Source organism: Arthrobacter sp. KNU40 (genome assembly GCF_051515115.1).
Classification (GTDB): domain Bacteria; phylum Actinomycetota; class Actinomycetes; order Actinomycetales; family Micrococcaceae; genus Arthrobacter.
This window is the reverse complement of the sequence record NZ_CP195850.1, coordinates 624,598-636,521: the sequence shown is the minus strand read 5'-3', so window position 1 is coordinate 636,521 and position 11,924 is coordinate 624,598. Positions and strand designations below refer to the sequence as shown.

Annotated in this window: 10 protein-coding genes; 3 read left to right on the top strand and 7 right to left on the bottom strand. The window is 64.3% G+C overall.

Annotation, left to right across the window (positions count from 1 at the left end):
• Positions 1–37: 37 nt before the first annotated feature.
• Positions 38–2,656 (top strand): alpha-glucan family phosphorylase, encoded by a 2,619-nt coding sequence (gene glgP, locus ACSKT0_RS03060; RefSeq protein ID WP_437772452.1) that lies wholly within the window; start codon positions 38–40, stop codon positions 2,654–2,656.
• A gap of 43 nt (positions 2,657–2,699) precedes the next feature.
• On the opposite strand, the gene ACSKT0_RS03055 is transcribed toward glgP, so the two are convergent.
• Together ACSKT0_RS03055 and glgX are read right to left on the bottom strand one after the other, a co-directional pair.
• Positions 2,700–3,059: a barstar family protein gene (locus ACSKT0_RS03055; RefSeq protein ID WP_437772451.1), complete on the bottom strand. Its 360-nt coding sequence runs from the start codon at positions 3,057–3,059 to the stop codon at positions 2,700–2,702.
• A 5-nt stretch (positions 3,060–3,064) separates the two neighbouring features.
• Positions 3,065–5,173 carry a glycogen debranching protein GlgX gene (glgX, locus tag ACSKT0_RS03050; RefSeq protein ID WP_437772450.1) on the bottom strand — a complete coding sequence of 703 codons (2,109 nt, stop codon included), beginning with the start codon at positions 5,171–5,173 and terminating at the stop codon, positions 3,065–3,067.
• 281 nt (positions 5,174–5,454) lie between these two features.
• Here glgX and ACSKT0_RS03045 point away from each other — a divergent pair, with 281 nt between their 5' ends.
• A complete protein-coding gene (locus tag ACSKT0_RS03045) occupies positions 5,455–6,267 on the top strand; it encodes a carbon-nitrogen hydrolase family protein (protein ID WP_437772449.1) in 813 nt (270 codons plus the stop codon).
• Positions 6,268–6,410: 143 nt separating this feature from the next.
• Here the strand turns inward: ACSKT0_RS03045 and rlmB are convergent, their stop codons facing one another.
• From rlmB to ACSKT0_RS03020, 5 genes are all read right to left on the bottom strand, one after another.
• Positions 6,411–7,406 carry a 23S rRNA (guanosine(2251)-2'-O)-methyltransferase RlmB gene (gene rlmB, locus ACSKT0_RS03040; protein ID WP_437772448.1) on the bottom strand — a complete coding sequence of 332 codons (996 nt, stop codon included), beginning with the start codon at positions 7,404–7,406 and terminating at the stop codon, positions 6,411–6,413.
• Between the two features lie 79 nt (positions 7,407–7,485).
• Positions 7,486–8,949 (bottom strand): cysteine--tRNA ligase, encoded by a 1,464-nt coding sequence (gene cysS / locus ACSKT0_RS03035; protein ID WP_437772447.1) that lies wholly within the window; start codon positions 8,947–8,949, stop codon positions 7,486–7,488.
• A gap of 68 nt (positions 8,950–9,017) precedes the next feature.
• On the bottom strand, positions 9,018–9,527 hold the full coding sequence (gene ispF, locus ACSKT0_RS03030; protein WP_437773957.1) for a 2-C-methyl-D-erythritol 2,4-cyclodiphosphate synthase: 510 nt from the start codon (positions 9,525–9,527) through the stop codon (positions 9,018–9,020).
• Between the two features lie 23 nt (positions 9,528–9,550).
• Positions 9,551–10,333, bottom strand: coding sequence for a 2-C-methyl-D-erythritol 4-phosphate cytidylyltransferase (ispD, locus tag ACSKT0_RS03025; RefSeq protein WP_437772446.1), 783 nt, complete (start codon positions 10,331–10,333; stop codon positions 9,551–9,553).
• 178 nt (positions 10,334–10,511) lie between these two features.
• Positions 10,512–10,994, bottom strand: a complete 483-nt coding sequence (locus tag ACSKT0_RS03020) for a CarD family transcriptional regulator (RefSeq protein ID WP_011690592.1) — start codon at positions 10,992–10,994, stop codon at positions 10,512–10,514.
• Positions 10,995–11,289: 295 nt separating this feature from the next.
• On the opposite strand from ACSKT0_RS03020, the gene ACSKT0_RS03015 reads away from it, so the two are divergent.
• Positions 11,290–11,868, top strand: coding sequence for a hypothetical protein (locus tag ACSKT0_RS03015; protein ID WP_437773956.1), 579 nt, complete (start codon positions 11,290–11,292; stop codon positions 11,866–11,868).
• Positions 11,869–11,924 lie beyond the last annotated feature (56 nt).

Genomic DNA, 11,924 nt, shown 5'->3' with positions numbered 1-11,924 from the left:
GTTCCTGCCGTCCACCGAGTGGATTAGTGTGACGCTCGTGAAGGCAATTCGAAGGTTTACCGTCCGTACACTGCTCCCCGAGCCGATCCAGCCACTGGCGCGTCTCGCGATGAATCTGCGCTGGTCGTGGCACCGGCCTACCCGTGAACTCTTTGCGAGCCTTGACCAGGAATTGTGGGAGGAGAGCCGTCACGATCCAATAAGCCTCCTCGGGTCAATCAGCCGCGATCAGCTGGACCAACTTGCTTCCAACAATGAACTTGTAGAGCGTGTGCAGCGTGCGGCGGCGGATCTGGACCGGTATCTGAGTGAGCCGCGCTGGTACCAGGGCCTGGGTCCGGATGCTCCGGCGTGCATCGCGTATTTCTCGCCTGAATTCGGGATCACCGAGGTGCTTCCGCAGTATTCCGGCGGCCTGGGGATCCTGGCCGGTGACCACCTGAAGGCCGCTTCGGACCTGGGCGTGCCGCTGATCGGCGTCGGGCTGCTGTACCAGGCGGGCTACTTCAAGCAGTCCCTCTCCCGGGACGCCTGGCAGCAGGAGACCTACCCGGTCCTGGACCCGGACGGCCTGCCCCTGACACTGTTGCGCGAACCGTCCGAAGACGGCACCGGCAAGCCGGTGACGATCTCACTGCCGCTGCCCAACGGACGCAAGCTCAACGCGCACATCTGGCGGGCCGACGTCGGGCGCGTGCCGCTGCTGCTGCTCGATTCGAACGTCCCGGCCAACGACGACGCCGCGCGCGGGATCACGGACCGGCTCTACGGCGGCGGCGGTGACCACCGCCTGCAGCAGGAACTGCTGCTGGGCATGGGCGGGGTGAAGGCCCTGCGCGTCTACCAGCGCCTCACCGGCACCCCGGCCCCGGAAGTGTTCCACACCAACGAAGGCCACGCCGGGTTCCTGGGCATCGAACGCATCCAGGAACTCATGTCCGCCGAAGCCCCGCTGAGCTGGTCCGAGGCCCTCGCCGCCGGACGCGCGTCCACGGTGTTCACCACCCACACCCCCGTCCCGGCCGGCATCGACCGGTTCGAGGCCGTGCAGATCAGGCACTTCTTCGACGCCGGCCTGGCCCCGGACGTCCCGGTGGAGAAAGTCCTGGACCTGGGCCGGGAAAACTACGACGGCGGCAACCCCGCGGTCTTCAACATGGCCGTCATGGGCCTGCGCCTGGCGCAGCGGGCCAACGGCGTGGCCAAACTCCACGGCGTGGTCTCCCGCGAGATGTTCTCCGGGCTCTGGCCAGGCTTCGACCACTCCGAAATCCCCATCACCTCCGTCACCAACGGCGTCCACGTACCCACCTGGGTGGACCCGCGCATCTCTGCCTTGGCCCGCCAGCAGTTTGGAAGCGAGGCCGAGGCCATGGGCCGCTGGGATCTCGCCTACAACGTCAGCGACGAGGACGTGTGGACGCTGCGGCGTCAACTTCGCGTTTCCCTCGTGGAGGATGTCCGGCGTCGGCTCCGGGCGGCATGGAAGAAGCGCGGGGCGGCCGATGCGGAGCTGGGCTGGACGGACACCGTGCTGGACCCGGACGTGCTCACGATCGGTTTCGCCCGGCGCGTGCCCACCTACAAGCGCCTGACCCTGATGCTCCGGGACCCGGCACGCCTCAAGGCGCTGCTGCTGCACCCGAAGCACCCCATCCAGCTGGTCATCGCCGGCAAGTCCCACCCGGCCGATGACGCCGGCAAGAAGATGATCCAGGACCTGGTGAAGTTCACCGACGACCCCGCCGTGAGGCACCGGATCGTGTTCCTGCCCAACTACGACATCGCCATGGCCCGGACCCTGTTCCCGGGCTGCGACGTGTGGCTGAACAACCCGCTGCGGCCCCTGGAGGCCTGCGGCACCTCCGGGATGAAGGCGGCCATCAACGGCTCCCTGAACCTCTCGGTGCTGGACGGCTGGTGGGATGAGATGTACGACGGCGAGAACGGCTGGGCGATCCCGACCGCGAACAACGACGCGTCACCGACCGAACGCGATGACATCGAAGCCGCCGCGCTCTACGAGCTCCTCGAGACCCAGGTGGCACCGCGCTTCTACGGCTCCACGGTCTCCGCGGACGCCGGCGCGGCCGGGCCCTCGCAGTCGGGCCCGGAAGCCGTGCCGACGCACTGGGTGTCCATGATCAAGCACACCCTGGCCCACCTCGGCCCGGCAGTCTCGGCCGACCGGATGCTCCAGGACTACGTCAACACCCTCTACCGCCCGGCAGCGGAGTCAGGACGGCGTGCCGTGGCTGGCTTCTTCAAGGAGGCGAAGGAGCTGGCGGCGTGGACCACCAAGGTCCGCAACGCCTGGCCGCAGCTGATCGTGGAACACGTCGATTCCATCGGCGTCTCCGAAGAACCCCAGATCGGCGACACCCTCCAGGTCAACGCCTACATCGCCCTCCACACCCTGACACCGGACGACGTCAGCGTCGAGGTGGCCTACGGGCGGGCTGAAGAAAGCGATGAGTTGGAGGACATCACCGTGGCCGAACTGAGCTCGTTCGAGGACCTCGGCAACGGGCGCCACCTGTTCACCGGGTCCATCCTGATCAACCGCTCCGGATCGTTCGGCTACACCGTCCGGGTCTTCCCGAAGCACCCCTCCCTGGCCTCGAAGGCCGAACTGGGGCTGATCGTCAACGCGTAGCGACGAGCTGGCCGGACGGGCATCGCCCGCCCGGCCAGTCGAGCTACTGCTGGAAGACCGCTATGACGGCGAGGTCCCGCCCGGAGTAGAACTCGGCGTCTTGGAGGATCTCGCAAACCAACCCGAAGGACCGGTCTGTCCGGTAGGCCGCCGGGACCTGCCAAATCAGGGTGACAGGTGATTGGTCGTCCTCGGACACACTGTCTGCGAAATCGTGGAGTGAATCGTTGAGCGCATCCAGGTCCACCCCGTCGTACTCGGGGAAATCGAGCACCTGGCCGAACACTTCCAGGACGCCCTCCTTGTTTGTTGCCGGCGGCACCATCACGGTGCGGCGGCCGGCGTCGGACACTTGTTCCTTTAGTTCTTCCAGTGTCCACGTGTCTGCCGAATAGATTTTCATGGTTCCTAAGTGCGGTAGATGTTGATGGTGTTGCCTTGGACGACTTCCCGTTCGCCTGCCGCGACTAGCGCTCCTTGCCTACGGTCATTGAGCTCGGAGGTTGTCAGCCTTAGTTCGAACATCCGGCTGCCAGCCCCGGATTCGGCGACCAATTTGGGCAAGACAACTTTCTGGTCATCCTTGTTCCCGTTGATCACGAGCAAGCCCCGGTAGGCACCGCCTTCCGAGCTCACCAAGAGTTGCACAACACGCAGCGAGGGATCGTGCCACCGGGACGCCGTCATCGGCTGGCCCTCCTCATCAAACCATTCCAGGCCCGTTCCCTTGTCCGGGAAACCTTCGTCCTGGGCGTGCAGGAACTCCTTGCGGAGCCGGATCACCCGCTTGGTGCTCCGCAGCATGTCATGCGATTCGGGTGTCTGGGTCCAGTCGATCCATGTCAGGGGGTTGTCCTGGCAATAGGCGTTGTTGTTTCCCTGCTGTGTGCGTCCGAGCTCATCGCCGGCAGTGATCATGGGTACGCCGATGGAGATCATCAAGGTGGTCATGAGGTTCCGTTTGGAAAGGGCACGGGCCGCGAGAATCCTCTCGTTCTCCGTTCGTCCTTCGAATCCGTGGTTGTAACTACGGTTGTCGCCGTGGCCGTCGCGGTTTTGTTCGCCGTTGGCTTCGTTGTGCTTGCGGTCGTAGGACACGAGGTCGGCAAGCGTGAAACCGTCGTGGGCGGTGATGAAGTTGAGGGAGGCGAGCCTCGAGCGCCCCGAAGGTTCAAAGACCCGGGCGGAGCCAGTCAAGGCGTCCGCCAGGACCCCAACGTTGCCGCCGGACATCCCGGCGTCGGCGGCGCCCCGGTCAGAGAGCCAGAAGCGGCGCACGCCGTCGCGGAAGTGATCGTTCCAGTCCACCCAGCCCTTGGGGAACCGTCCGGTCTGCCAGCCGCCGTAGCCCACATCCCATGGTTCGGAAATGAGCTTGGTCTTGGAGATCACCGGATCTTCCGCGATGCGCTTCAGGAAAGGGTGCTCGGGATCGAACTCGTTGCCGGCATTGCGGCATAGGGTCACGGCAAGGTCGAAGCGGAAGCCATCGATGTGGAATTCTTCCGCCCAATAGCGCAGCGATTCAATCGCCAGATCCACTACCTTCGGTTCGGCAAAATTGAGGGTGTTGCCGCAGCCCGTCGTATCGAGGTAGCGGCCGTGGGCATCATGACGGTAGTACCGCTCCTCGCCCAGACCCCTGAAACTGAAGGTGTCTCCGTCAGGCCCGCCTTCCGCCGTGTGGTTGTAGACGACATCGAGGATCACTTCGATCCCCGCCGCATGCAGGAGCTTCACCATGCCCTTGAATTCGTCCTGGACGGCGTGCGGGCCGGCCTGCTGGGCCGCCTGCGTGGCGTAGTCCGCATGCGGCGCAAAGAACGCTGCCGTGTTGTAGCCCCAATAGTTGGTCAGGCCCAAGTACTGCAGGTGCTGCTCGTCCATGTGGAAGTGGATGGGCAGCAATTGCACAGCAGTCACTCCCAATGAGTGGAAGTGCTCGATCATGGCGGGGTGGGCCATCCCCGCGTACGTGCCGCGGAGGTGCTCCGGGATATCCGGATGCAGCATGCTTTGGCCCCGGACGTGAGCTTCGTAGACAATGGTGTCCCGCCACGTCGTGCGCAACGGGCGATCGTCACCCCAGTCGAAACCCGATTCCATCCGCACGGAGGTCAGCAGTTCTCCGCGCTGGTGCACCGCCCGACCGTAGGGATCGAGCAACAGCTGCTCGGCGTCGTCGGCGTCAAAGTCCGGGGCAGGAACGGACAGTGGGAGCGTGTCCTCGTGGACTGCGGCGCGGAAGCCGTACCGGGTGCCGGGCGGCAGCCCGTCGACAATCCCGTGGTGAACGCCGTCCTCAAGTTTGGGAAGCGTGTGGATCTTCCAGGAGTCGCCAGGGGCCTTGTAAGCGATTTCGACTCGAGTAAGTCCGGGGGCCCACACAGCGACGTTGACCCGGTCCGGAGAAGGGGTGTCGCGGTCGGCTTTCCCGGGCAACGGAACACTCAGCCCGAGCGGCGACGGCCGCGAGGCGTCCACTGTAGATGCTGTGTCAAAAATCGGCATAACCATTACTTGAGAGTTTAGTCTCCGACGCCAATTCTCCCCCGCCCGCGGCCCATATGACAGTGCCCATGCCCGGCGGTCTGAACCAGGCCGGCGGCCAGTACGAACGCAAACAGGCCGCTCACCTGCTGAAACGTCGAACCATTCGGCTCGTTGCGCTTTTTGTGAAACCTGTCGTTTGAGCGGATTGTGTCGATTGCGCCGAATACGCCCGCTGCCCGCGGCTGGGTTCGTATCCTCGGCGCGGTCGTTGCATACTTTGGCTATACACCAATGTGGAGGTAATTGTGCGAATCGCCCTTGCTCAACTCATCAGCGGCCGCGAGCTGGCAGACAACCTGCTCCTGTTGGAAGGCTACGCCCGCCGGGCAAAAGAGGGCGGCGCCGAGCTCGTGGTATTCCCGGAAGCGACCATGCGGGCGTTCGGGAATTCCCTGCTCGACATCGCTGAGCCCCTGGACGGGCCGTGGGCCAGCCAGGTGCGGAAGATCGCCCGGGATCTTGGAATCGTGATCGTGGCCGGAATGTTCACCCCCGGGCTGGCCTCCGACGGCGGCAGCAATGGGAAAGTCCGGAACACGCTGATCGCCACCGGGCCCGGGGTGGACACCAGCTACGACAAGATCCACCTCTTCGACGCCTTCGGCTTTGCGGAATCGGATACCGTCGACGCCGGCACCGATCCGGTCACGTTCGACGCCGGCGGCCTCACCTTTGGCCTGGCCACCTGCTACGACATCCGTTTCCCGGCCCTCTTCACCGCTAATGCCGACCGCGGCGCCGATGTGAATATCGTGTCCGCTTCCTGGGGTGCCGGGCCTGGGAAGGCGGAGCAGTGGAAGCTGCTCGCGCGGGCCCGGGCGATCGACACCACGACCTTCGTGCTGGCTTGCGGCCAAGGCGATCCCGCGAGCCAAGGCCGTGAACCCAAGGGTGCAGCGCCTACCGGAGTGGGGCACTCGGTGGTCGTGTCTCCCCTGGGGAACGTGCTGGAAGAGCTCGACGCCGAACCGGGCCTCTTGTTCGCAGAGCTGGACGCCGCCGTCGTCAAGGAAGCGCGGGTCAAGCTCCCGGTCCTGGCGAACCGACACGACTTCTAACTCCGACTTATAAAGCGAACAGCAACGCCCGCTCACCAAAAGTAGTGAGCGGGCGTTGCTGTATTTGGCGCTATAAGTGAGCGGGCGTCCGTTGGAAACACCGTATAAGTGAGCGGGCGTCGGCTGTGCCGCCACCCAACCCGCTACTTCGTGGCGCGCTGCCTTGAGACCTCGTACAGGGAGATGCCCACGGCCATGGAGGCGTTGAGCGATTCCATGGCGGAGTCGATCGGGATGGAGATGATCTGGTCGCAGTTTTCGCGGACCAGGCGGCTGAGCCCCTTGCCCTCGGAACCCACGACAATGCACACGGGATCGGTGGCCAGGGCGAGATCCGGCAGCGAGACATCGCCGTCGCCGTCCAGGCCCAGCACGAAGATGCCCATCTGTTTGAACTGCTTGAGCGCGTTGTTCAGGTTGGCCGCCCGGGCAACGGGGACGCGGACCGCCGCGCCGGCGCTGGTCTTCCAAGCCGAAGCGGTGACGCCGACGGAGCGGCGCTCCGGGACAATCACGCCGTGGCCGCTGAAGGCGGAAACGGAGCGGATGATGGCGCCCAGGTTGCGTGGGTCGGTGATGCCGTCGAGCGCAACGAAGAGGGGCGCGTTGGGGATGTACCCCTTCTTCCACTTTGTGACCGTCTCTTCGGCAAGGTCGTAGGCGTCCTGGTATTCGTACGGCGGGATCTGCAGAACGAGGCCCTGGTGGACGGCGTCTTCGGTCATGCGGTCCAGCTCGGGCTTACCGGTTTCCAGCAGCGGGATGCCACGTTCGGCAGCGAGCTTGAGGGACTCCTTGACGCGGTCGTCCATCTCGATCCGAATGGCAACGTGCAGTGCCTTCGCGGGGATTCCGGCGCGAAGCGCCTCCACCACGGAGTTGCGTCCGGTGACGACTTCCTCAGTAGCGCGGCCCTTCGGGCCTGAGCGGGCGCCCGGGTTGGAGCGGCTGGTGCCCCCGGCCGCGCGCTTGGCCGCGGAGCGCTCGGCAAGCTGCTTGCTCTTGTACGCCTTGTGGTACTCGCGGTCCTCAGCCTTGGGGGTTGGACCCCTGCCTTCGAGGGCCTTTCGACCGTGGCCACCGGTTCCGGTGGTGGGGCCCTTCTTGCTCTTGACAGCCCGGCGACCGTTGTTGGCCATGAATTCCACCCTTGATTGTGTTGAGTACGTCTGCAATCAAGTCTACTGAATCAACTTAAATCGGGACGACGGCGCTTTCTCAATCCCTCTTGAGGCTCCAGCTGGCTCCATCGGCGCCATCCTCGACGGCGATACCGGCTGCCGCGAGAGTGTCGCGGATCGCGTCGGAAGCCGCCCAATCCTTGTTCACCCTCGCCTCGGCGCGAGCCTGCAACTGGGCTTCCACGAGGACCTCAAGGGCCTGGGCAGTCTCGGAGTTCTCCTGGACTTCGCCGCGGACGTCGTTCAATCCAAGCACGGTGGTCATGGCCATCACTGCCCGGAGCGCCTGCTCGGCCCCGGCGTCGTCTCCGGACGCCAGAGCGGTGTTCCCCGCCCGGACAGTCTCATGCAGCGCGCCGAGGGCCTGCGGGACGTTGAGGTCGTCATCCATGGCAGCAGCAAAGGCATCCGGAACGGGGCTCGACTCAGGGTGCGCGGCGAAGTCGCCACCGAACTTCTTGGAAGCCTTCGCAACAAAGCCGTAGATCCGCTCTACGGCCGCCGCAGCCTCCTGGAGCGAGGTGGGCCGGTAGTCCAGGACGGAGCGGTACTGCGCCTGGCCAAGGTAGTACCGGACAACCCGCGGACTGGCGAGCTCGAGCATTTCCGAGGGGCTCACTGTATTGCCCACGGATTTGGACATCTTTTCGCCCTCATACGTGACCATGCCGTTGTGCAGCCAGAAATTGGCGAATCCGTCACCGGCGGCCTGCGATTGTGCCATCTCGTTCTCGTGGTGCGGGAAGCGGAGGTCCAATCCGCCGCCGTGGATGTCGAACTGCTGGCCCAAGTACTTCGTGGCCATGGCGGAGCATTCAAGATGCCAACCCGGCCGGCCCGTTCCCCACGGCGAAACCCAGCTCGCCGTCGTCGGCTCCCCGTCCTTGTAGCCTTTCCACAGCGCGAAGTCGCGCGGGTCGCGCTTCCTGCTGCTGAATTGAGGCTCGACGTCGGCGGCTCCCTGCATGTCGTCGATGTTCTGGCGGGTCAGCGAGCCGTACTTGCTCCAGGAGCGGACGTCGAAGTAGACGTCCCCGGAGTCGTCCAGCGCAGGGTAGGCATGGCCGCGGTCGATGAGCCTTTGAATGAGGGCGTGCATCTCCGGGATGTGGCCGGTGGCACGAGGCTCATAGGTGGGGCGGGAAACGCCCAGGACATCGTAGGCCTGCTCGAATTCCTGCTCGTAGCGGTAGGCCAGGGCCCACCACTCTTCCTCGGCCTTGGCTGTGGGTTCCTCGGCCCAGTCCGGTCCGAAGGACTGCGCCGACTTGGCGAGGATCTTGTCGTCGATGTCCGTGACGTTGCGGACAACAGTGACACGCAGGCCCCGGTATTCAAGCCAACGGGTCAACTGGTCGAAGGCGATCGCGGAACGGACATGCCCCACGTGCGGCATCCCCTGCACCGTGGCACCGCAGTAGTAGACGCTGGCCTTGCCGGCTTCAAGGGGAACGAAGTCGCGGACTTCGGCGGATGCAGTGTCGTAAAAGCGCAGGGTCACCGCTCCAGATTAGCGGATGCGCACCCTCTGGCTTCGTTGCCCACCATCTACCCCTGTTGAGGCGCTATTTAGGCGCTATCGCTTTGGGTCGCTGCGGGCACGGCGTACACGAGGGCCGTGGCGACAGCGGAGATGCCCTCTCCCCGCCCCGTGAAACCCAGGCCATCGCTGGTGGTTGCCGTGACGCTGACGGAAGCTCCTGCGGCGGCGCTGAGGACACGCTGCGACTCCTCACGCCGCGGCCCGAACTTCGGCCTGTTGGCAACGAACTGCACTGCCACGTTCCCGATCTCAAAGCCGGCAGCCCGGACAATCCTGGCCGCCTCCCCCAGCAACTTCACACCGGACGCACCTGCGAATTCGGGACGGTCGGTGCCAAAATGCGTGCCGAGATCACCAATGCCGCAAGCGGAGAAGAGCGCGTCAGCGGCTGCATGGGCAACGCAATCGCCGTCGGAATGCCCGGAAAGTCCGCGCTCGCCCTCCCAAAACAGCCCGCCGAGCCATAGCGGCTGCGGATCGTTGTCGGGTGCGTAGGCGTGCACGTCCACCCCGATGCCTGTGCGCGGCAGAATCATGGCCGCGTTCTTCGGGCCTGCCATCAGCCTTCCACCCAGCGGACTCCGAGCGGCCCTTCCAGCAGGCCCTCCGCAATGATGAGATCCAAAGGCGTGGTGATCTTCAGTGACTGGCTGGCACCGCGGACCGCGTGGACCGGCACGCCCAGGAGCTCGACCAGCATGGCGTCATCCGTGACTGCCGCCGACTGCTCGTCGTCGAACGTGGCGGCCGCCGCGTGGGCGCGCAACAAAGTCTCAAAGTCGAATCCCTGCGGAGTCTGCACCGCACGAAGTTGTTCGCGCGGGGCGGTGCCGGTGACGATCTCCGGCGCGATTCCGGCGTCGTCACCGTCAGTTTCCGCAACCATCTTGACGGTATCCACCACCGGAATGGCGGGGATGACCGCTTTGGCGCCGGACGAGAGCGCCACGGCAACCCGGTGGAAGACCCGCTCGGGAGTCAGCGCGCGCGCGGCGTCGTGAACCAGGACAGCGCGCGTTCCTTCGAGGACCGCCCCAAGGGCGGCGCGGACCGAAGCGGCACGGGTGGATCCGCCGTCGACGACGGTAATCAGCGGGCCGTCAGCGCCCAGTTCCTGCCGGAATTCCTCGCACAGCTCGCGCAACTCCAGGTCCCCTGCGGGGACGGCCACGCAGATCTGGCGGGCAACGTCCGCCGTCGCGACGCCGCGAAGGGCATGCGTGAGGATCGCTTCGCCGCCCAGCGGCACTTTTGCCTTAGGCATGCCGTAGCCAAGCCGCTCACCGGAGCCTGCCGCAACGACGACGACGGCGGTGGCCTCGCGCTGGGATGGTGTAGTCATGCGCCCAAGCCTACGTGGTGGCCACCCGCCCAACTAGCTGGCAGCAAATGTCGTTTTGGGCGCCCAGAACGACATCTATTGCTAGTCAGTTGGGCTTTGGAGCTAGTCAGTTGGGCTTTGGAGCAAAAGGAAACCCCGGCAGCAGGTTGCTACCGGGGCTCAAATCTTTGAATCTCTGTTAGGAAGCCAGAACTTCGTCGAGAACGCTTGCGGCCTTCTCTTCGTCGGTCTTCTCAGCCAGTGCCAGTTCTGAAATCAGAATCTGACGGGCTTTGGCCAGCATTCGCTTTTCACCTGCGGAAAGGCCGCGATCGTGATCACGGCGCCAAAGATCGCGGACGACCTCTGCAACCTTGATGACGTCGCCGGAAGCAAGCTTCTCCAGGTTTGCCTTGTAGCGACGGGACCAGTTGGTGGGCTCTTCAGTGAACTCGGCACGGAGAACGTCAAATACGTGCTCCAAGCCTTCCTTGCCCACTACGTCGCGGACCCCAACAAGGTCTACGTTTTCTGCTGGAACTTCAATGGTCAGATCACCCTGAGCCACCTTGAGCTTGAGATACATTTTCTCTTCGCCCTTGATAGTGCGCATCTTGATTTCTTCAATTTTTGCTGCACCGTGGTGAGGGTAAACTACTGTCTCGCCGACCTCAAAAACCATGTGGACTTTCCCCTTTCCCGCAGACCAGTTTATCACGCTTAAGGCATACGATTGGCACGGAAAGGGGTCCTGAGCCCTGTAAATACGCGGAAAATGGCCTTTTCGGACCTCCGGCACCCTCTTGACGGGAGGGCATAAAAGTGCATTGGACGCAGCGTTCCGGATGACCCTACTCCTTCTGGAGGGCCGCCACAATGGTGATCGGAATCCTTGTTCCTGCTAGTTTGCCGATAGGCTATGGCTGAAAAGTGTTCCAATGACTCTTAGAGGAGTACGTGTCGTGCGCATTACTGCGATGAACCGTGTCCAGCGCGGCAAACTGGCGATGGCGGCGGCCGCCATCAGCATCGGTCTCTTGTCCGTGACCGGCTGTGGCTATATCAACCCCCAGCAGACCAACGAGCAGTACTCTCCGTCTGACGGCGTCAGGGAAGACCTCGGTTCGCTTCAGCTGCGCAACATGCTCATCGTCTCCACGGATGCCAACAAGCCGGGACGCGTCATTGGTGCCGTGTTCAACACCTCCTCGAGCGATGCAACCCTGACCATCAGTGGTGCCGGCGGGTCACAGGCGACCATTCCGGTCAAGGCCAAGTCCCAGACCTACCTCAACGAGACCACGGACGCCGCGGTTCTGAGCACGAGCGGCGGAGCCCCTGGCTCCATGGCTTCCGTGACCATCAAGACCGGCTCCGATTCCCGCGCCGTGCAGTTCCCGGTCCTGGACGCTTCCTTGAAGGAATACGCGAAGTACCTCCCCACCGCTTCCGCTTCTCCGAGCCCCTCGGTCAGCGGTTCCGCCACCCCGAGCAGCAGCGCAACTCCGGGCAGCAGCGCGACCCCGACTCCGAGCGCAAGCGCCACCGGCCACTAGGCGGCCGGCGGCCTGCGCCGCTTCGGTCGGCAATACGCTGGATCCTCGAAGACAAA